General features: G+C 62.0%; 13 protein-coding genes. 4 read left to right on the top strand and 9 right to left on the bottom strand.

Annotation, left to right across the window (positions count from 1 at the left end):
- Positions 1–78: 78 nt before the first annotated feature.
- The 8 genes from BBF93_RS06720 to BBF93_RS06685 all read right to left on the bottom strand — a co-directional run bounded on the left by BBF93_RS06720 (position 79) and on the right by BBF93_RS06685 (position 14111).
- On the bottom strand, positions 79–2319 hold the full coding sequence (locus BBF93_RS06720; RefSeq protein WP_162786451.1) for a hypothetical protein: 2241 nt from the start codon (positions 2317–2319) through the stop codon (positions 79–81).
- 113 nt (positions 2320–2432) lie between these two features.
- Positions 2433–5090, bottom strand: coding sequence for a TonB-dependent receptor (locus BBF93_RS06715; protein ID WP_162786450.1), 2658 nt, complete (start codon positions 5088–5090; stop codon positions 2433–2435).
- Between the two features lie 163 nt (positions 5091–5253).
- On the bottom strand, positions 5254–6285 hold the full coding sequence (locus tag BBF93_RS06710; protein ID WP_114105403.1) for a FecR domain-containing protein: 1032 nt from the start codon (positions 6283–6285) through the stop codon (positions 5254–5256).
- Positions 6282–6896: an RNA polymerase sigma factor gene (locus BBF93_RS06705; protein WP_114105402.1), complete on the bottom strand. Its 615-nt coding sequence runs from the start codon at positions 6894–6896 to the stop codon at positions 6282–6284. Before BBF93_RS06705 ends, BBF93_RS06710 begins: the two co-directional genes overlap by 4 nt.
- A 251-nt stretch (positions 6897–7147) precedes the next feature.
- Positions 7148–9430 (bottom strand): prolyl oligopeptidase family serine peptidase, encoded by a 2283-nt coding sequence (locus BBF93_RS06700; RefSeq protein ID WP_162786449.1) that lies wholly within the window; start codon positions 9428–9430, stop codon positions 7148–7150.
- Between the two features lie 152 nt (positions 9431–9582).
- On the bottom strand, positions 9583–12312 hold the full coding sequence (locus BBF93_RS06695) for a TonB-dependent receptor (protein WP_114105400.1): 2730 nt from the start codon (positions 12310–12312) through the stop codon (positions 9583–9585).
- 163 nt (positions 12313–12475) lie between these two features.
- Positions 12476–13528 carry a FecR family protein gene (locus BBF93_RS06690; protein WP_162786448.1) on the bottom strand — a complete coding sequence of 351 codons (1053 nt, stop codon included), beginning with the start codon at positions 13526–13528 and terminating at the stop codon, positions 12476–12478.
- Positions 13521–14111, bottom strand: a complete 591-nt coding sequence (locus tag BBF93_RS06685; protein WP_114105398.1) for an RNA polymerase sigma factor — start codon at positions 14109–14111, stop codon at positions 13521–13523. Before BBF93_RS06685 ends, BBF93_RS06690 begins: the two co-directional genes overlap by 8 nt.
- Positions 14112–14304: 193 nt before the next feature.
- Here BBF93_RS06685 and BBF93_RS06680 point away from each other — a divergent pair, with 193 nt between their 5' ends.
- The 4 genes from BBF93_RS06680 (at position 14305) to BBF93_RS06670 (ending at position 18626) form a co-directional block, all read left to right on the top strand.
- Positions 14305–15639 (top strand): lipopolysaccharide assembly protein LapB, encoded by a 1335-nt coding sequence (locus tag BBF93_RS06680; protein ID WP_114105397.1) that lies wholly within the window; start codon positions 14305–14307, stop codon positions 15637–15639.
- Positions 15640–15819: 180 nt separating this feature from the next.
- Positions 15820–15954, top strand: coding sequence for a hypothetical protein (locus BBF93_RS19930; RefSeq protein WP_255417588.1), 135 nt, complete (start codon positions 15820–15822; stop codon positions 15952–15954).
- A 135-nt stretch (positions 15955–16089) separates the two neighbouring features.
- On the top strand, positions 16090–16773 hold the full coding sequence (locus BBF93_RS06675; protein WP_114105396.1) for a lasso peptide biosynthesis B2 protein: 684 nt from the start codon (positions 16090–16092) through the stop codon (positions 16771–16773).
- Between the two features lie 302 nt (positions 16774–17075).
- Positions 17076–18626, top strand: coding sequence for an asparagine synthase C-terminal domain-containing protein (locus tag BBF93_RS06670; protein ID WP_162786447.1), 1551 nt, complete (start codon positions 17076–17078; stop codon positions 18624–18626).
- Here BBF93_RS06670 and BBF93_RS06665 read toward each other — a convergent pair.
- Positions 18548–21022 carry a prolyl oligopeptidase family serine peptidase gene (locus BBF93_RS06665; RefSeq protein ID WP_162786446.1) on the bottom strand — a complete coding sequence of 825 codons (2475 nt, stop codon included), beginning with the start codon at positions 21020–21022 and terminating at the stop codon, positions 18548–18550. The genes BBF93_RS06670 and BBF93_RS06665 overlap by 79 nt on opposite strands.
- Positions 21023–21146 lie beyond the last annotated feature (124 nt).

The following is a 21146-nucleotide window of genomic DNA, read 5'->3' as shown; positions in this document are numbered from 1 at the left end:
CGGGTCCGAATGACGCGTCCCGGCCCCTCCGGCTGCGGGGGCCATTTGACGCGGCGCCGGTGGCATTTCTCATCCCTATCAAGGTCGGGATACCGGCTGCCAGTCCAGCAAGGGGGGGCGCGGTTCCTGTTTCGCCAAATCATTCAGGTGCTTCAACTTCCTGAGTTGGCGAGAGCGCTTCTCACCATCAGCTGGCAGAACACCATTCAGCCAGTAGTCAAACCACTCGACGGCACCCTGCTGGATCGCGAGCGTCTGCGCCGGATTCTGCAGCAGGTGGCTGCCATTCAGAACATCAGGAGCAAGATTGAATTCGACAGGCAGTCCGGTATGCCTGGCTCTGGAGAAGAATTCCCAGGCGCTGAGCAGGAAGCTTGGAGTTTTCGCCCCCTCCGCCTGCAGACGCAGAGGCGTCCTGAGACGTTCAACGCTGAACGACGGAGACATTTCCAGCCAGTTCTTCAGGCCAGTTCCATACGGAGCACTACCGAGTTCGAACTCCGCTGATCCAGGGATCATCAGCGGATGAGAATACCCTCCCTGAATGTTGTCACTGGCAATTGCTGCCGCAAACGGAATATCCGTGTGAGTCAGGGCGTAAAGCACATGCCAGCCGGTGCGGCTGAACCCTGAAATCCCCACCCGGTCTGGAGAAATAAACCCGCGATCGTCCAGTGCCCCGATTGCAGCGGCGTAAGCAGACATATAGGCCTCAAGTTCTTCCCTGCCCGAGGCAAACCCGCCCTGATCTTCCATCTGAAGAACAAACATTCCTCTGCCTGCGAGCGGCTGGGCAACATAGATCGAGACACCCGGACCCATTGCGGGATGAGATCCGCCCATCCCATTCAGTGAGAACTGCGAAGGCGCGCCGTGTCCATGCGTCTGCAGCACCAGCGGGTAGCGACGTCCTTCCTCATAACCTGCAGGATAGTAGAGCATGCCGCTCCAGGTCCGCGGACCCGCCGCCCATTCGAAATGCTCAACATGGCCGAGACTGAAGCGATCGACCAGGCCAGGGTTGGGATCATAGATCAGCAACTCGGTGCCTGCCCTTGCATCGACAGCAAAAAGAACAGGGGGGGTGTTTGCGTCCTGACGCGCTTCTACGCGGACAGGAGGCTCAATTGGCGCTTCGATCAGCGGCGCGGTCTCTTCGCTGAGCAAGCTCCACTGCCCTTCTGAACGGCGCAGAAGAAGCTCTGTCTGTCCCTCCCGGACAAGAACCGTATCATTCTCAACCCACCGGATCTCGTCCCAGGATCGCCGATCAGCGCTCAGCCCGAATGTCGGGAGGATGCGGCGTTCCAATGTATACGGATCAATTTCGATCAGTGCGCGCCCCCAGACCCCTGCCTCATCTGTGGGAAAAGGCAGGTAAGTCGGACCGACCAGAAAGGAGGTGCTGTCGGGAGACCAGAAAACATTGTCGAAGGCCAGGGGCACCGGGGCATCCAGCGCGGTACGCACCTCTCCCGTGGCAACATCAATGAGATAGTATTGCTGCAGCTGAATCGCCATCAGCCCGGTTCTGGGATTTACGCGCTCGTTCTTAACAATGACGTCCATGTAACCGCCCCGGTAAGCATCCCAGGTCGCTGGTATTTCGGCAGGCGTGGCGGCCACCACAAGATACCTGCCATCCGGAGAGAACGCGGCGACCCGTGTTCGATCCACATCATGACCCATTCCGCTTACGTCGATATGCCGGGGACTTTCTCCTGCACGCTGAAGGAACCAGCGGCGATTATACATGTCGGTAATTATCCCGGTAGCGTGCGCCTCGCCCTGCGCGAGCACATATGCATCCACCGACTCCACCAGGCCTCCGGTCCGCAGGAGACTTGGCGAAGGAGGCTCCGGCGGCGCAGGAACCTGATAGATGATCGTCCCGTCGGAATGAAACCGGAAGAAGGTCACACCCCGGTCATGCGCTGTAACCTGCGTCAAATGTTCTGCTGAAAGATCAAGTCTGAATACCTGTGTACTACCGTCCCCAGATTCCCAGCGAAACGCTACGGTATCTTCATTCAGCCAGGAGAACATCGGCTCAAACGTCAGAAGGATATCGGTGTTGCCCCGCGCGAGTGCGGATACCCTTGCAGCGACCCTCACATCAGCGGCCGTGTACAGATCGTCCAGCCGCGCCGTTATGATGTCGACCTCCACGCGGTCCTGCCCGATATTTCCCCGCACGACTGCAGATACGAACCGCCCGCCCGCCGGCGAAACGGACACGCTGTCTCCTATTCGTGTCCTTCGTCCGTTCAATTCAATATTCGTGGACGAGCCTGACTGCATGCGGGCAGTCTCAATCATGTCCGCCACACTCATCGGCGCCGGCTCCGGCTCCGGCGAGGCAGACGTCGTGCAGGCTGCTGCTGCATATAGAGCGATGGCAGCGATCATGCGGAATCCGTCAGTCATCACCATCACCACGACGTCCGCAGTTCCAGAGCCACAAACCGGCCGATGGGGGATGCGTTTGCGGGATCGTAGCTAACGCCACCTGGCAGGGCCGCCTCAACATAGGGCGGGCGTTCATCAAAGAGGTTCGAAACGCTCAGGCCCAGCTCGGCGTTTCCAGCGCGATGTCCCATCAGACGGCGGAGCTGCAAACGCGCGGTCAGGTCGACCGTCGCCCATGCGTCAACGGGCTCGGGCACCAGTATGGTATTGTTCGTATAGTCACTGAAGTAATTCAGTGCGCCGCTGACCGATACTGTTTCGCCGCTCCAGCCAGCCCCGGCCCGAAGACGCCAGTCCGTCGGATATCCAGTTGTCCCGAGCAAATCGGTAGAGGCCCCACCTGTCATGTACCTAGTATCAATCTTATCTATATAGCTGGCATTCATCTGCAGGGAGAGATCTCCCCCAGCCAGGTCAACGCGCTGGGTCAGACCGAAATCATAGCCGCTTTGTTCGACACTGGCCGCATTTGTCATCCGCAGGTCAACAAGGTAGCGGACGCCGGCTCCCCCGGTACCCAGAAGGTCGAAAAAGCTGTAGCCAAGCGCAATATACTCATCTGCCGCTGCGCGCGCAGTGGCATCATCAGCGAGCGGACTGATCGCCGATCCGTAGATGTCGGCCTGTGTCAGCACTGTATTGGACAGGGGAAGCTGCGTAATCCGGTCCGTATAGTCGATTCTGTAGTGGTTGAAAGACACACTCAGCCCATCGACCGGCGTGTCCCAGTCACCGCCGATGGACAATGAAGTTGCCGTTTCCGGCCTGAGCGGACGCGAGCCCTGCAGGATCAGGACGGGCGCTGTTCCGGCACCTGAGGGATCAGCAACGGCGTAGAAGAAGGCCGCATTTCCGATCGTCGACTGCAGCTGCTCATTGGTGTTCGGCGCGCGGAATGACTCGCTGTAGGAAGCGCGAAGCCGGAGAGCGTTCACCGGCTGCCATAATATTCCCAGCCGCGGATTGCCTGTGCTTCCGTATTGGGCATATTCGTCATACCTGTACGCCAGAGACAGATCGAGCGCCTGGACACCCGGGAGGTGGTTTTGCGCCCCGACGAGCGGAAGATAGATCTCGCCAAAGGCGGCTTTCGTCCGTATGTTACCCCTTCGGTTGAAGTTGGGCAGACTGTTTCTCCAGGACAACTGATGGAATTTGTCATCCCGGTAGGATGCCCCAAGCGCTGCGCGCACCTCTCCGCCTGGCAGGCTGAAAAGTGGCCCTTCCAGAACCAGGTCCGCGCCTCTTGACTCAAATGTGAGATCCTGAGTGACGAGGGACGTCACACCCGTGGTCAGCCTTGTCTCGAGTGCTGACATCTTGGCGGTGTCGCGGCCGTACTGAACGCTGGGTGTCGCCTGCCACGCACCGCCTATGTCGAATACCAAGCCTGCGGTCGCGCTATAGTTTTCAGTGGAAGATTCGGTGTCCCAGCTGAGGCTTGAATTGCGATGAATGCGCGTATAGTTTTTGTCCGTATACAGCGCGCTTCCGAAAGCGCGCGCCCCAGAAAACACATCCTGCTCAATGGACAGAACCGTTGAAAAGGTTTCCAGGTCCGGAAATATCTGGCTTGGCGCGGGAACGTTTTCCGTAGCTTTGCGATCCCGGCTATCCAGGGCGTCAAACTCCTGAAACTGCAGAGCAGCGAGCGCCCGGCCCGAGGACCATATCTTGCCGAGGCTCGCATGTACGGCGCGCTCACTTCGCCCGCCCTGATCTGCTGCTCCGAAGCGAACGCCAGCCTCGCCTCCGTCAAGGTCGTCGCGCATGATTATATTCACGACCCCTCCGATCGCATCTGATCCATAGATTGCTGAAGATCCCTCTGTAAGCACATCAACCCGGCTGACGGCCGACAGGGGGATGAGGGAGACGTCAACTGTCTGCCCGAACTGAGACGGGGCCATCCGGCGTCCATCAAGCAGGACCAGAGTGGAAGAGCTGCCCAGACCACGCAGATTGACACCCGTCGCGCCCGTCCAGTTGGTGACGCCGGCTGCTGTCGCAAAAGGCCCGTCCTCACCCGCTCCGGCGGGCCCACCGGAAAAATTCTGGGGCAGAGAAATGAACAGATCGCGCGTGGTTGAATAACCTGACTGATCAATCTCCGCCCGATCAACAGAAATCCCTGGCGCCGTATCATTTTCCACGCCCCGAAGGCGGGTCCCCGTTACAGATATTTGCTTGAGACGGTACTCTGGCGCTGTTTCATCCTGCTTGCCTAAAGACCCAGAACGGCCCGGATCCAGCTCAGCCAGTTGAAAGGTGGCATCGCCTTCCACCTCCGCCGTCGTCAGCGATACAGAGTAGGCTCCCTCGCCCACGGGATCAAACCGGAGCCCCGTCCCTGCCAGCAGCCTGCCCAGGGCGGCTTCAGGCGTCATGGTACCGGCGATAGCAGGGGCGGTCTTGCCCGAGACCAGCTCCTGGCTGACGATGATGATCACGCCGGTCTGCCGGTTGAGATCCAGCAGCGCCTTGGAGAGCGGCTGGGCTTCAATCGTGATGGCAACCGGCTCTGGTTCTGGTTCGCCCGCTGCAGTTCCTGACACGGACAGCGCCAGGAATGATACTGCGCTTGCCAGGCTGGCCCGGCTGAATATGGACTTGCACTTCATGAAAAAACTTCCCCGCAAAGACATCTGTTGAAGCGGCAACGCAGCCGCGCATCCGGCTTCGTTCCCTTCCTGCTCCGTTGACGCGGGAAGCGATGGCAATTTCCAAAAAAATTTCAAAAACCTGCAGATTTCCTGTTCCAGGCCAGCGGATCTTCGCGCGCTGTCACCGCAGAGGCCGAATCAGAAGACCTTCCTTGCCCTGATCTTCCAGGGTAAGGCCCTGCGACCGGGCGAGGACGTCGAGCCAGGCTTCAATTTCCGAGGAGCGGAAGGCCGTTGTCAGGCGAACCTCCGCAACCCCGCCCCCAGCGATCCGGATCGGACGGTCAGAATAGCGGTTGAGATCGGCGATGATTTCAGAAAGGCTCGCATCTTCATAGGCCAGCCGCCCGGAACGCCAGGCACCCGGCTGGGCCTGCTCGATCTCTTTGACCGCGGGAAGGCTGGCAGCAGCAATAATCTTCTGTCCGGCGACCAGGCGCTTGGTTTCCACGGCCCCGGTCTGACGCACCCTGTCGGGCTCAAGGGCGCGCGGCTTCATCACATCCACCACCCCTTCCAGCACCGACACATGCACGTCGCCCGGCGCTCTTTTGACATCGAACTTGGTGCCGACCACCCTTACCAGCGTATCATCGGCAGAGACAAAAAAGGGCCGTTGCGGATCTGCTGTCACTTCGAAGAAAGCTTCCCCGGCCAGCAGGATGACATTGCGGCTGTCGGAGGTGAAAGTGACATTCATCTCCGATTTCGGCCCCAGCGTGACGCGTGTGCCATCTTCGAGAAGGACCTCCCGGACCTCGGCAACAGCGGTGGCATAGTCAGGCACCTCAACGGAGAGGGTTGCAGGGGGCTGACCTGCCGGAGCGTGCGGGACGCCTCCCAGGAACAGGGCCAGCGCCGCCAGGCAGAGACCCGCGCTGCCAGCCAGGACGGCGACGGCACGCCTCCCGGAATATGTCCAGCGACGCGGCCGGGCGGCTTCCTGAAGCGCGCCGGCGACATCGACTTCGGCCGATACAGCGGCAAAATCGAGATCCCGCCACATCTGCTCGAGGTCAAAATAAGCCTGCTTGTTGGCCCTGTCGGCGTGGAGCCAGCCTTCGAATGCCTGCCGGGTCGCTTCATCTGCGACACCGGAATTCATCAGAGTGTGCCATTCGCGCGCTTGCCGCGCGACGCGCTCATTGCTCATGGCTCGCTCCTCCCGCGCCGCCGGCCCGATCCTTCCCGCTCGCTCTGCTCCAGCGCCTCCATCAGTGCCGCTTTGCCTGCGTTGAGGCTGCGGCTGATATCCCCGAGCGACCAGCCGGTTGCCTCAATGATCTCGGCATAGGTTTTCCCATGCAGGCGGTTGAGGGTCAGAACAACCTGCTGCTTGTAAGGCAGTGCCTTCAGCGCCTCTGTAAGCACGTCAAGCCGGTCCTTGGCTTCCAGGACACGTTCCGGTGAAATCTCTTCAAGCTGGAAGTCGGGATCATAAGCCAGCTGCTCTGCGACATAGGCTTCGGTTCGCCGCGACCGGCGCTTGTGATCGAGCATGATGTTACGGGCGCTGGCAAACAGGAAAGCCCGCGCATTCTCGACCCGGGCGCGATCCTCCATCCGCATGAACTTCAGAAAAGCCGCCTGGACGATCTCTTCGGGCTCCGGTGGCCCTTGCCCAAAGGTTCTGGCAATAGCTGCAGACAGCGGCTGAAAATAAGCGCGGTAAATCTCGTCCAGCCCCGCCTCTCCGGAAAGATCGGTGGCAGACTGACGTTCGATCTTCCCAAGCCGGAACCTGATGGGACGCTCCTGTGACATGCGGCGACCAGACAGCCGACCGGACGGCGCGGCAAGTCCAGGCCGCCACCCGCCTGGGTCGCGGGCCCGTTTTTGCCTCTTGCCGGGCAGGAAAGCGGGCTCCGGAGCGGAAATCAAACCCCTTGCAAAAATATTCCCGAAATTCCGGAATATCTGGAAAATGCCCGTTTCTCAGGCGTCTTCCTGACAGGAGGATCGGTTTATTCCGGCAAGGCACTATGAGACCTTCGCCGGGCCGGCCGCCCGTCACGCTATCTGAGATACCGGTCCAGAAATTCTATCGCCCGAAGCGTCCCGTCCACGGCCTGACGTTTCGGCCAGTCTGCCATGGCATGGCCAGACCCTTCGTAAACGGCCAGCTGCACGGGCGCGCCGAGCCGGCGCAGCACGACGAACAGTTTCTGCGCCTCGGTCAGGAATACATCATTGCGGCCCTGAAGCAGCAGCAGCGGTGTGTGTATCTTCCGGGCGTGGTAGTAGGGAGAGTTTTCGATCAGGCGCGCGATGTCAGACCAGGCGCCCGGACCGATCCGCGGCTGGGTGTTTTCGGTCCAGTCCGCCTGCATATCATCTCCGCCTCTGCGGCCGAGCGCTCCATAATTTCCCCCGAGGTCATAGATCCCGTTGATGGCAATCGCGGCGCGGAACAGGTTCGTCCGCGAGATGACACCCGCCGTGGAATACCCCCCGAAAGAGGTTCCGGTAATGGCAAGCCGGTCAATATCCACGTAACCTAGATCCCCGGCCCGGTAGAGCTGAGGCAGGAGAGTGTCGACGATCTCCTGAAGCGCGTTGCCCGCTTCCCCGCCCGGCCCGGTTTCCACGAACGGATAGATCACCGCATAGCCGCGCGTCGTGAAGGCAGCGGCCGGCAGGGGATTTCCGCTGAGACCGAACCCCATGCCTTCCGCGCTATAGTCAGCATTCGGATAGATGAAGACGATTGCCGGCGGCCGGTCTCCGGGAGACATTCCCGCTGGCAGGCGAACCATGGTCCTGACCTGCTTTCTGCCCCCGTCATGGGTTGGCACGGCAGTTTCAAACACGAAGGTGGTTCCGGGATCGATACCCGCGAGACCGGGATTGACCGCCGTCACGGGCTGCCTGGCCTGCAGGTCCGGCGCAAATCTCACGACATCCGGGGGAGTCTGCGTGTCAGAGAAGGTCGCAAAGATCTCGCCTTCCCGCCCGCCTGCAACGGACCCAATCTGCGCTGCGCCGCGCCAGACGGTGCGCAGCTCTGCAGCCCCTTGCGCCAGTTCGAGGATAAGCGCTTCGCCTGAGCGTATATCGCTTCCGCGGAACCGGAGGGCGCCGCCCGGAAACGATCCCGGCTGCCCGTGCCGGGGGCCTATCGGTTCATCGATGCGGATCCCGTCTCCGGGCTCGACAAATTGCGGCGCGCCGCCATCGACCGGGACCAGAGCCAGCATTTCGGGCAATGCGGCGGGCCGTCCTTCCGGCCGGGCTGCGACAACCACGGACCGCCCGTCAGGCGTGAAGGCAATCAGCGACGTCCCGACCTCGCCGGCGGTCCCGCCCAGCAGCCTTGGCGCCGAGGGACCCTTGTCCCCGAACCGCACCACGCTGACCCCGCCCGGGGTCAACCAGGCCAGCGTGTCGTCCACGGGGCTCCAGCGATAGGTGCCTCTGTAGAAATCCCGCGGCGGCACTTTCAGGGCGCCCGCCAGGAGGACGGGCTTTCCCCCCGAGACGGGAACATAAGCCAGATCATGGGAGAGACCCTGCCGGCCGGGGCCCGGATAATACACTGACAGATAGGTCAGCCATTTGCCGGACGGCGACAGGCGGGCAATTCCCGGGCGGGGCCCGGCTGAAGCCGGAACAAGGATGCGGGACATTCCGGAGCCGATATCGATGGCCGCCAGATCCGAACTGTTTTCCCAGATGTAATGGGCATTCGAAGACTGACCCTCATCGGCCTCCTGGCGCATGCCGGTACACGCTGCTCCGGGCACTGACTTCTCGCTGCCGCCACAGAAAACCTCCACCACCGCTCCTTCAATCAGGGCCGCCGAAGCGCGCACTGCCTCTGCCGGCGGCATAAGGCCCTCCGGGCGCAGCGGCACAAACACTTCCCGCCCGTCCGGCGACCATTGGGGCTCGTCCCCGCCCCAGAGCCGCGCGCGGACGGGCAGGTCCGCAACCCGCGCGCACCGGCCTGCCCCGACATCATAGAGCCAGAGCTGCGGCGCGCCGCCGGCATCTGAATAGAAAGCGAGCCGCGCGCTGTCCGGCGACCAGGAAGGCCGCCAGGCATTGGCAGCTCCGAGTTCGGCGGCGCAGAGCCGGATTGACCTGCGCCCGTCCCGGTCAGTCAGATAAAGACGGCGCCCCAGCGCGGTCATCGGCGTGCCGCCATCGGCAAACCGGCTGGCGCCCGAGGCATCCCCGCCTGCCTCGCCCCGTTCCCGCGCCGTGAAGGCGAGATGCGCGCCGTCCGGGGAAAGCTCAAACACCCGCGCCAAGGGATCATCCAGGCTGACGGCGCCGTAAAGGGTCTCAAGCGGCAAGGGACGCGGCACCTCTCCGGACGCCGGCAGACCCGCAGACCAGAGAAGCAGGCAAGGTAGGAGGAACGTCTGCAAGCTCAGGCGCATCATCGGGTTTCCCTGTCCGGAGAAGAAAGTTCAGGCGCGCCGGTCATCTTTCGGCGCCAGCCCGTTCAGAAGGATTTGCTGACTTCCACCGACACGAAGCGGCCAATCGGTGAGGCATTGGTCGCGTCATAGCCGAAGATGCCGTAATCGGGCGCGCTCGGAACCTGGGGGGGCTCGCTGTCGAAGAGGTTGGTGACCGACAGGCGGAGGGTAAGGCCCCGTGCCAGCGCAGCCGATATGGCCTCTTCGAGCTCATAGGACAGGGTCAGATCGGCCGTCGTCCAAGCATCTATCCGGGCCGAGCCCGGCGCATTATCAATCCGGTAGGCGTCGGTGTAATTGACAAACAGGTTCGCCTGCAGGCCGCCGCTGGCATAACCGATCCGTCCCCGGACCTTCAGGTCCACCGGATTGTAGAGCGTATTGACCTGATCGACTGCAGGCGTCGTGGCGGCGCCCTGCTGTTCGAACCCGGTCAGATAGGTGACATCCGCCCCCAGAACGAATGTGCCCTTATCGGCCTGGAAACTGTAATCGGCCGACAGATCCAGACCGCTGACCCGTGTGCGCGCCAGGTTCCTGACCTCCAGGGCGCGGTTGATGATCGTGGCCTGATAGGGATCGATCGCGCCGATGACCGGCGTGGCGCCGTTGAGCGTGGCAAGCAGCGCCCTGATCTCATCAGCCGTCGGATTGAACGTCACCGTACCGGCTGGCAGGAGGCCGGGTGACAGGAAGGCGATGTTGGGCGCATCGACGAAGACCCGCCCGTCCGGGATCGGGGTGCTGCTGAGGCGCCCGTCGAACCGGATATCAAAATAGGTCGGTGTCAGCGCCAGCTGATGGGGGCCTCGGGAGACGGTATAGTCGGCGCCCAGGGTCAGGGCTTCGGAGGTTTCCGGGCGCAGGTCCGTGCCCGTGCCGCCGAGGATCAGGACAACCCCGTTTGCAATCGAGGGATCGCCGGGTGTCAGGCCGTAAGCCGCGTTCCAGGTTGCCATATTTGAGACGTTGACAAATCTGTCGGCCGCCCCGACCCGGCCGAGCGGGGGCGGGTTGAAGGAGGTGCTGTAGGAACCGCGCAGTTTTAGGTTCTCTGCCGGCGCCCAGAGGATACCGGCCTTGGGGTCTGCGGTTGACCCGAAATCGCTGTAGTCCTCGACCCGTCCGGAGAGATTGAGTTCCAGCCGGCGGATCCCCGGCAGCGCGTTGGCTTCGCCGATCAGCGGAATGAAGGCCTCTGCATAGGCGGCATAAACGTCCCGGCCTGCCTTGCGCAGCTGCGTATTCGTGCTCGTCCGGAAATTGGAAAAATCCTCGGATCTGTAATGGGCGCCGACCGCGAGCTTGACCTCGCCGCCCGGCAGGGAAAAGAGGCTGCCGGACCCCTTGATGTCGCCCGACCAGATGGAGGAGTCCACTTTGGAGGCCGAAGGGAAGGTCCCCAGATCATTGGGCTCACTGCTCAGCTCACTATAGGTTCCCGAGGCATCGAGATACCAGTCGCCGATGGTCCAGGTGCCGCCGGCCGCAAGGTTGAGATTCTCCGATGAGGGCTGCGACCAGTTGAGCGCCCCGCTGGTGCGGGCAAAGAGCTGCTCGGCTTCACGGGCAGAATAGAATACATCCAGATAGGCTTCCAGGTCCGGCGTCAGATCCTGGCGCACAGAGGCCAGGATGCTCTGACGTTCCTGGCTCGGCATCAGGTCGTTCGGCTGGGGCGCGCTTCTGGAAAACGTCCGGTCGGCAGAGCTGAGATTGGACTGGCTGAAATATTCATAGACGAGCATACCGTTGCCCGATCCCCAGGCGCGGCCCGCCGTCAGGCTCGCTCTTGTCTCGTCGAAACTGCCACGGGTCACCGATCCGTGGCGCAGCGAGGCTTCCAGTCCGTCAAAATCCTCTCTCAGGACGAAATTGACGACCCCGGCGACCGCGTCGCCGCCATAGATGGAGGACGCCCCGTCGGTCAGCACCTCAACCCGCTCGATGGCCGAGGCAGGGATCATGGAAATATCGACGAAATCGCCGATGCCGGACGATGGCGCCAGGCGATGTCCGTTCAGCAGGACGAGGGTTGCGTCTGAGCCGAGCCCCCTGAGGTTGACGCTGGACCCCAGCGACCCGCTCATGCCGCTGTTAAAACCGGCATTCGTATCATTTGGAAGCCCCGCCTGGCCCGCATTCGATCCGCCACCGAAGTTGGCCGGCAGGGTCCGGACGAAGTCCTGGGCGGTCGAGGCGCCGGTCACGAGGATATCATCGCGTGTAAAAATCTTTGCCGGCGAACTGTCAGGCGCTATTCCGCGAATGTTCGTGCCGGTCACGGTGATCTGCTCCAGCCTGCGTTCGTCATTCACGTCGGAGGTGGTCCTGCGTCCGCCCCCCTCATCTGCTGCAGCCGGCGCGCGATCCAGCTGAAAGGGCCGCGCCTCCTCCCGCGCCTCCTGCACCTGGCTGACGAGATAGGCACCATCCTTCTGCCGGCGGATCTGGAGCGTACTCCCTTCCAGAAGCGCTTCGAGCGCTGCGTCCGGCGTCATCTCGCCGGTCACAGCGCGCGAGGTGCGGCCTGCCGTGACCGAAGAGGGCACCAGGACGTTGATACGCGACTGGCGGGAAAATTCGGCAATTGCCTGGGAGAGGGGCTGTTCCGGAATACTGAACGTGACAACCTCACGGGCGGGGCCGGTCTCGGCCATTGCGGGCGGCGACTGGCAGGCCAGGACAGCGAGGACGGAGACCGCCGCCAGCAGGCCGGATCGTCCGTTAACAGAGTTTCTCTTCAGATGCATGGATTGCCCCTCACATGGCCCGGCAGAAAGAAGGCATCAGAGCGATCTGACCGCTGATGGTCATGCCCCGCCTTCCTGAAGTGAGACACCCGGCTGGCCGGAATTCGTAAGTGCATCTGAAAATATTCCCGGTTCTGGGACACGCCCCGCCGACGCGAGGTGTCTAAGGTGCCTTGAGAATGATCCGTCCACCCTCATGAATTTCTTCCAGCGAAAGCGATGCCCGGATCATGCCCAGCATGCTCCCGGCCTCAGCGGCATTGAAGGCGGCCGTGTAGCGGATCTCTCCCAGCGCCGGATCGGCGAGCACGATTTCACTCCGGCTGTAGCGGTTGATATCGGCAATGATCTCGCTCAGCGGCGCATCCACATAGACCAGCTGCCCGTCCCGCCAGGCCGCGACTTCCGCTGCCTCCACCGGCAGGACAGGCTCCACCTTGCCCGCCTTTGCCGTGACCACGGACTGGCCGGCGAGCAGGACATGCCGGACATCCTCATCCTTCAGGGGCGCTGACGGGACCAGTGGCTGAAGGACCTCAACCTTCCCTTCGGAGACCGCCACCCGCACCCGTTCAGAGCCAAGGCGCACATCAAACCGGGTACCGAGCACCCGTACCACGGCGTCCGGGGTTTCAACAATGAAGGGCCGGCCGGCATCTTTCGTAACTTCAAAGAAAGCCTCTCCCCGGCTGAGCACAACCCGGCGCTCCCCCGGCGTGAACACGACATCGAGGGCGGACGCGGCGCCCAGCGTGACCCGGCTGCCATCCTCCAGGATGAGATCGCGCAGCTCGGCGATCTGGGTGGTGTAATCGGGGGCCTGCGGCGGGAGCGGCCCGTCTGCCTGCGGCGCCAGCAGCGCGAAGCAGAGGCACGCGGCCGCCAGCGCCAGGGCACCCCCCATCAGCCCGCCTGCCCTGCGGCGGCGCGTCAGACGTGCCGTCAGACTGTAGAAGCCGCCAGCCACGCGTTCATAGAGCGAAGGGCGCATCAGGGCGTCGAGTTCGGGGACCCCGCTCATATGCGGCAGGTTACACCAGGCCGCTTCCAGCCGCCGGAACGCCGCCTCATGATCAGGACCCGCCCCGAGCCAGGCTTCAAACCGGGCAGCTTCGGCCGGGTCCAGCCGGCGTTCGGCCAGCAGCATCAGCCAGCGGGCGGCTTCCCGTTCAGCCGGGGACGGATCGATGCGGAGGTCTGTCATCTGCTCAGTCATGGCTGCCTGCCCCATCTATGGCTCGGCCGCAGGCGATGACGGCGAGTTCGACGTCCCGCCGGACCGTGCCTTCAGAGACACCGCTGCGTCTTGCGATTTCGGTATAGCTGAGCCCTTCGACCCGGTGGAGCAGCAGGAAGCGCCGCCGCCGGCGGGGCAACCCGGCCACGGCGGTTGCCACCTGGGCGAAGCGCTCCTTGTCGAGAAGCGCGATCTCCGGGCTGAACTCGTCGCGGTCCCCGAGGGCGTGCACCAGGTTGCGCTCAAGCACGTCGTGATGGCGGACGCGCACCGCGCGCCGGAAATGGTTGATGATGAGGTTGGTGGCGGTGCGGTAGAGAAAGGCCCTCGGATTATCGACCGCTTCGGGCCTCTTCAGCCCGGCAAAATTCTCGAAGCATTGCTGCACGACGTCGTCGGGCTCTGGCGGGCCGTCTCCGACCTTCCGGCGCACGAAGGCGCGCAGTTCGCGCGCATACCGGCCATAAAGATCGCGCAGGTAAGGCGACACGCCCGCTGGCGCGCCCCCGCTGACGGGCAGGACCGGATCATCCTTACTCACCTGACCTGGCCCTGCGCGCATATCTCCATGATCTGTGAGACACCCGAGCCGGGGCAATTCGTAAAGCCATGCCGCAATTATTTTGCTCCGCTGCCCAATATAGCGCCGCAATAGCCGCTCCGGCCCGCCCCCCGCGACCTCCTGACTGGATTTTTGATTCTATTTTCGATAGAAATACATTTTCACCAGAAGAGACAGGCAGGACATCGGCAGGATGACGCAGGATATCTCCGGCAGCCAGGCGCACCAGCGCCATCTCCGGCGCAGCCTCACCTGGCTGCGCAATGGCCGCGCCGATCTCGCCCTGCCCGTCCTGAGGCGGCTGGAGACCGCCCATCCCGGCGACCCGGCAATCAAGCTCACCCTGGCAGCCGCGCTCCTGCGCACAGGGGACACCGAACCTGCCCTCGCCGCCTTTGAGAGCGTGCTGCAGGCGCATCCTGCGCATACCTCTGCGCTCCACGGCCGTGGCCTCTGCCTGCATGCCGCGGGCGACACGCCCGGCGCGCTGGACGCGTTCCGGCGCGCGGTCGCGTCCGATCCTCATGCCTGGCGCGCCTGGCGCTCCATCGCTGACATCACGCCCTATGAGGATGAACGCGTCCATGCCATCGAAGGCGCCGCCGATGCGGTCCGGCTTACCTGCCAGGCGGAAGAAGTGCCCCCAGCACGGTTGGCAGACCTCGCCACTGCGCTGATCGAAGCGCGCACACCCGCAACGGCGGTACAGATCCTTGCCGGCCACCCCGCGGCGCAGCAAAGTGATCCTGCCCTGCTGCGCGCCCGGGCGCGCAGCCTTTACCATGCCGGGGATCACGCCGCCGCCCTCACGGAAGCCGCCCGTCTCTACCGCCATTTCACGGCGACACCGCACCCGGACGCCTCTTTCTCACCTTTCATCCCCGACCGCGCCACAGACGTCCTGATCGAAATACGGTCGCTGCTCGCCAATGCGGGTGTGGAGAGTTTCCTCATCGCCGGCACCCTGCTCGGATTCCACCGCAATGGCGGCCCCCTCCCTCATGACCGCGACATCGATATCGGTGTTTTTCGAACTCCCGATGGCGGCCCCGACATTGCCGGCATCCTGAGGACAGCCCCTGGTATCCTCCTTCCCCGGATCGCAAGGCCGGGTGACCGCTATTTCGGTCTGATGCACCGGGGCATCGGCGTGGACATCTTCGTGCATGACAGATCCGGGCCCCATCTCCTCACAGGCTTCACACACATGCCCGGGGACATTCAGTGGCGCTTCAATGCGTTTGACCTGCGCTCCGCCCGCTATGGCGGGCAGGACTGGACCATCCCCTCTGACCCCGGCCGGTATCTTGCCGAAAGCTATGGCCCCGGCTGGCAGTCCCCCGATACCGGATTTGCCTCTGCGGTGAGTTCCCCCGCCCTTCATGCCACCAGCCCCCATGTGCGGGGCTATTATGCGGTCATGCGCGCCGTGCGCGCGCTCGCCACCGCCGACACCGCAAAAGCCGCCGCCCTGATCGCCGCTTCCCCCGTGCCGCTGCCATCTGACGATACGCAGCCCACGGACTGAAAAGACAGCGTTCCGTTCGCCCCGCCCGGCCAGCCCCGCGGGACACGCCGCCATGCACCAACCTCCTGAAAACATTCACAATTTGTAATCTTAAGTCACATTGACTCTACTTTAGATTACTTTCATTCTCGTCCCTGTCGCCCGGCCAGCGACACGAACCCCAAACCAAGGAGAAACACCATGAAAGACTTCATCAAGGAAACTCCGGAAACGGACGAATTCGCCCCCATCGAGCTTGGCTCGGTGTCGGAAGAGACAAAAGGATACCCGCTGGGTGCCCAGGAAATCGTCGGCTTCCTCTCGCGCGATCAGTAATCGCCAGCCGGTGACAGTCTGAGCTCTCACGAGGCTGTCTCCGGCGAACCAGATGACCTCCCGCGCCGCAAAGGGGCGGGAGGTTTTCTTCCGAGATTGGAAGTCCCTTGAAACATCAGACGGAGAGCCTGTCCCATGACGCCCACACTGTATCTGAACCAGAGCGTTTCATTTTGCGACTGCGATGGCGTCACCCTGTTCCTGAACGCGGGCGACGATACCTATCTCAGGCTCACACGCGATCAGACCCTATGGTTCGAGCAGATCCGGGAGGTCCCGATGCAATCCTGGACCGAGCCCGTAAAACGTTTTGCTGAAGCCCTTTTGCATCGGCAAATTCTGACACGGGACGAAACGCTCGGAAAAAGGATTCAAACCGAGACCGCTGCCTCACCAGGACAGCTGATATCACTTCCGTCCCACAAAGCGCCGCTAGGACCACGCCATATTGCCACACTTTTTTACGCGGTTCTGGTCTGTTCCCTGACGGAACGCGCAAGAGATTTTCCAGGCGTCGTGAGCGCGGCGCGCCATTGGAAATCCACTGCCCCCAGACATGCAGGGCGGGATATGGACATGGAAAGCCTTGTTGCAGCCTTTCATACTCTGTCGCCGCTTTTCTTCAGCACCCGGGACGCATGCCGGTATCGGAGCCTGTGTCTCCTCAGATTCCTGACATTGTACGGCGTATGCGCGGACTGGGTCTTTGGCGTCCGGCTCAGCCCTTTTCAGGCGCATTGCTGGATAGAAGCCGATGGCTACGTTCTCAATGATGACGCCGGCAATGTTCAGGAATACCGCCGCATTCTGACAATATAGGGGAGGTGGGCGTGGCTTACTTCGCAATGTTGTGGAGCGCTCACTGTGAACGCCAGTGCGCAGAGGCAAAAAGCATCATCAGAAGACTGGCGCAGCATTTTGAACACATGCCGCCCCATATTGAACGAGAGGGTCTTCTTCTGGCTGAGCTTACGCCGTCGCCTCCAGCGTCCCGCTGTATTCAGATAGGGGGCGTAGAGAACACGCCTGCAGGGGCCATCTTCGGGAACCTTTTTTCCACCAACACCGCTGGCCCTCTTTCCGGGCCTGTGAGAAGGCTCGATTCAGCGGCGGCGGACGATATGGTCTCGAGCGGCGGCGCATCCCTCATCAGGCAATATTGGGGAAGCTATGTGGCGTTCCTCAATTGCGGACAAACGCATCTTGTCATCCAGGACCCGACCGCGGCGATACCCTGTTATTACATGTTCCGGAATGGCGTTACGTTGTTGTTCTCCAACATCGAAATGTGCGGATTTCTTGATGTCTCCGGCCTATCCATTGATACTGAATTTGTTTCTGCCCTGCTGGCCTATGACAAGCCCCTTGATGGAAGGACAGGTCTCAAAGAAGTTTCAGAACTCCTGGCAGGAGAAGCTCTGACCCGCGACCGCTCCGGCAAGCTCCGCCTGTCCACCCTTTGGGACCCCCGATCCATCGCACGGGAAACACCAGACCTGTCCGATGCCGAAGCTGAAACCCTCCTGGCGGCCACCGTCCGTCAATGCGTCTCGGCCCGCGCTTCAGAATTTGAGGAGATTACGGTCAGTCTGTCGGGCGGTCTCGACTCTTCCATTGTCCTTGCCTGCCTGACAGCGGGGTACGAGCCGGAACGGCTTCACGCCGTGCACTACAAACTTGGCTCCGGAGACGAGGCGGAAGAGCAGTTCGCCGCAGAAACAGCCCGCCATTGCGGCTGCCCTCTGACAACAGTTCCGGTTATTCCGGCACAAGGGTTTCCGGGTCCCGAGGATTTTCCGGCAACAGTCCGGCCGTCACGGCAGCGGGTCGCTCCCGATCTGCCGGCGCTGCTCCCCCCGTCGCTCAGAAGGCCAGGTTGCGCCTGGTTTACAGGCCAGGGCGGCGATCATCTGTTTCATGTGGCACGTAATCCGCTGATCTTTGCGGACTATGTTTTCCAGAATGGCATAACATCATCGACAGGCAGCCAACTCATGGCGGCCGCCCGCCTGTCAGGTCTTTCAATCTGGGAAGTGCTGAAACTGACGCTCTTTCCGGCAACCCGGCCGCCCCTCGCCATGATGGCAGGAATACAGTCCCGGGAAACCCGCGCCACGCGCCGCCACCATCAGCAGTCCGACATTGGTGAGCGGTTTCCTGCATGGGCCCTGCATGCGGATGGCGTTCCGCCCGCCAAGTTTGATCAGCTGAGTACGCTACCGCATCTGTTTCAGCTGAGAGACAAGCCATCCCTCGATCCGCCTGAAGTCGTTCACCCGCTGATATCGCAGCCCCTGATCGAACTCTGCCTCCAGCTCCCCAGCTGGCAGTTGAGCCGGGGCGGACAGAGCCGCGGGCTGGTCCGGAGTGCGTTTGCGGGCGCTATACCAGACTCGGTGCGCACACGAATGACAAAGGGCTATGCATCCCGATATTATACAGAGCGCGCCGCTGCGCATCTTGAGACCATACGCGGGGCGCTGATCGGCGGCGAACTCTCAAAGGCAGGCCTTCTGTCTGACGCCGAAACAGAATCCCTGCTGACAGCGGACAGATTCAGATCCGAGAAATCCGGCAGTATGCTTCTGGTCTATTACGGAATCGAGGGCTGGCTGAGAGCCTGGTCGTCACGGCGTTCCAATGCATCAAAGCGATCGGGGGCCGCGCCGTGATCTTCAAGAAAAGCCAGCATCCGGCTCCACATGTCCCGGATATTTGCCGGTGAGGAAACGCCGTGCCCCTCTCCCCAATAGCGCACATAGCGGGCATCCGCACCCGAAAGCCGCAACGCGCCGAACATCTCGTCGAACTGTCCGATCGAAAAAGCATCCATGTCTGAATGAATCAGCATGACGGGAGACGATATGCGCTGCGCAAGAAATACCGGGCTGTTGCGGACAAAACTCTCCGGTGACTGAAAGGGATCCGTACCCAGACCGAAATCACTTCCCCGTTCGGCTTCATACCGTATGGCTTCGGCACCGATGAAATCACCATCGATCACGGAATAAATGCCCGCGCCGCCAAAGTAATGGCTGAAATAGTTGGCAAATCCATGACGCACAATCACGGCTGCAAACCGGTCCGTCATGGCCGCAAGGGTCAGCGCGGCGGCTGCGCCCTGGCTGTATCCATGTATCACCAGCCGGTCGGGGTCCGCCAGCCTCTCGGCGATAAGCGTGTCGAGCGCGGGATGGGTCAGATCCGAGATGCCTGCAAGCGGCCCCTCTGACCAGCGGAGAAGATCCTGCGGCAGCGCTAGGATGAGATAGCCATATCCGGCACCTGACCAGAGGTAGGGGGAGCCCGGATCGGCGAATGACGGAAACCCCATCCGGTCACATACGGGTGTCCGGCCCGGATAAATATCTATGATGAGCGGCGCTTGTGTACCCGGACGGCGGCCCGCCGGCAGGAGCAGGCAGCTTTGAAGACGTCGCTTGCCTGACGGGGCCCCCGGATCATCGACGTCATAGGAGACTGATATCCAGGAATTGGTTTTGATATCCGCCAGATGCGTGTTCACCCGCGCGACCAATTCATCCCCGGCTGCGGACCGTGTCCTCGAAAGGGAACGGACAGCCCCCTTGGATGTCAGATAAATGAAAGTCCGGGCCCGGACGGACCCGGTCAGGAGTCCGGGGCTGTCTGTATCTGCTTCCCGGATCACCAGATGGTTCTGTTCCGGATCGAAGGCCAGCATGTGGGGCCGCCCCCCGATGTCTGCGAGAAAAATCAGGTCGCCCCCAAATTCGGGACGGATCACACCAGCGCGTGTTGAAAACGCCCCTGCGGGTATGTGACGGATTGGTCCAGATAGCGGGGGCGTCTGGCGGGCCGGCGCGGCATCTTCAGTAATTTGGTAAAGGCCCGACTTTGCCAGAATGAAAATCGCCGATGGTCCGGCATGAAGGAGTTCAGGGGATACGTCCTCCAGCCGGGCGGTCAGATTGCGGGGCGGGTTGCCGCCCTCGACAAGATACCAGTCGGCCCGGCTCAGTCCGGCCTGGCGAATGTCTTTGCTGCTGAACTCTGCTTTTCCAGTCTGCGATGACGGCCGCGCAAAGACAGCGATCCCGTTTCCCAGAAAGGCGGCCCGTTCGGGCCGCATCACCCATCCCCGTTCGCGTTCTGAGGCCAGATCGAGACCCGCATGCTCCAGAACCGATATCTGATTGTCTGTCTGGTCCAGGATATGAAAACGTCCGTCTGCCGGCGACTGATCCTCATGCCACCCATAGAAGAGCAGGCGGTCTCCGTCCGGGGACCAGGTCAGAGAATAGGGAAACACCCGGAGTTCCGGTGCCGGAGACATCTGCGTCCGGGTCTCCAGGTCAAACACGACAAGCCGGTGCACCTTCAAATTATCCGCCCCGCTGCCGGCTTCAGACGGATGAACCGGCATAATCTGAAGGGCGCCCAGAAACCGTCCCCCAGGAGCGATCCTGAGATCAGCAAAAAGGCCGTCCGCAAGCGTCTGGCTCCGGCCGGTTTCGGCATTCGCCCATTGAAGGGATCCCGCCTGCCCGTCCCGGATCGCCTCTGGCCGCGTCCGCACCTCGCTGGCTGTGGCGATCGACCCGCGCCAGGCCTGTTTCCAGGCCGCGGTCAAACGGTCTCCGGCAAGCACTCTCACACTCGTATCCAGGGGATAGTCCCCCCGCGGGAGCGCGGCATAGATAAATTCAGTGTCACTCACCCAGACGGGGTTATGCGACCCGCTCCGGCTGATCGCCGGCGCGGCGTCGAACGTTTTCAGACGGTCCGTGACCATGTCGTAAGAAGAGAGCGAGAGCCTGCCCCACGCGTACTGCATCACCATCAGATGCCGTCCATCTGGCGAGAACGCCTGCAGGTAGGTATGAGGCGCCGGGTCTACACCCGGGAGAAGCTCCGCTGGTGCCTTGCCGTGCAGATCATAACGCCAGATCTGATGCCCCGATTTTCCGAAAGCATACGTGCGGAAGCTGTAATCTCCATACTGATCATATGGCCTCATCCGCTCGTAAACCAGCCAGCGTCCTGAGGGATCGATGACGGCATTTCCGATCCCTTCGGACCGGAGCATGTCTTCCAGGCTCATCGCGCCGGGCTGGGAATGAGCGACCGCGGCAACCAGTGCCCCGCAGAAAAGGACTGCAAGAAGCTTTCGCGTCAGAGTTTGCAGGTAAGGGGGCAAGGTTCGGTCTCCG

The sequence above is a fragment of the Hyphomonas sp. CACIAM 19H1 genome (assembly GCF_003325995.1).
GTDB lineage: Bacteria > Pseudomonadota > Alphaproteobacteria > Caulobacterales > Hyphomonadaceae > Hyphomonas > Hyphomonas polymorpha.
This window is presented reverse-complemented; position numbering and strand designations above follow the sequence as displayed.

Coding starts and splice junctions, on each gene's coding strand:
- BBF93_RS06705 (WP_114105402.1), bottom strand. CDS start 6,896: ATGTCACAGGAGCGTCCCATCAGGTTCCGGCTTGGGAAGATCGAACGT.
- BBF93_RS06685 (WP_114105398.1), bottom strand. CDS start 14,111: ATGCGCGCAGGGCCAGGTCAGGTGAGTAAGGATGATCCGGTCCTGCCC.
- BBF93_RS06710 (WP_114105403.1), bottom strand. CDS start 6,285: ATGAGCAATGAGCGCGTCGCGCGGCAAGCGCGCGAATGGCACACTCTG.
- BBF93_RS06680 (WP_114105397.1), top strand. CDS start 14,305: ATGACGCAGGATATCTCCGGCAGCCAGGCGCACCAGCGCCATCTCCGG.
- BBF93_RS06720 (WP_162786451.1), bottom strand. CDS start 2,319: ATGATTGAGACTGCCCGCATGCAGTCAGGCTCGTCCACGAATATTGAA.
- BBF93_RS06675 (WP_114105396.1), top strand. CDS start 16,090: ATGACGCCCACACTGTATCTGAACCAGAGCGTTTCATTTTGCGACTGC.
- BBF93_RS06665 (WP_162786446.1), bottom strand. CDS start 21,022: ATGCTCCGGTCCGAAGGGATCGGAAATGCCGTCATCGATCCCTCAGGA.
- BBF93_RS06695 (WP_114105400.1), bottom strand. CDS start 12,312: ATGCATCTGAAGAGAAACTCTGTTAACGGACGATCCGGCCTGCTGGCG.
- BBF93_RS06690 (WP_162786448.1), bottom strand. CDS start 13,528: ATGACTGAGCAGATGACAGACCTCCGCATCGATCCGTCCCCGGCTGAA.
- BBF93_RS19930 (WP_255417588.1), top strand. CDS start 15,820: ATGAAAGACTTCATCAAGGAAACTCCGGAAACGGACGAATTCGCCCCC.
- BBF93_RS06715 (WP_162786450.1), bottom strand. CDS start 5,090: ATGAAGTGCAAGTCCATATTCAGCCGGGCCAGCCTGGCAAGCGCAGTA.
- BBF93_RS06670 (WP_162786447.1), top strand. CDS start 17,076: ATGGTCTCGAGCGGCGGCGCATCCCTCATCAGGCAATATTGGGGAAGC.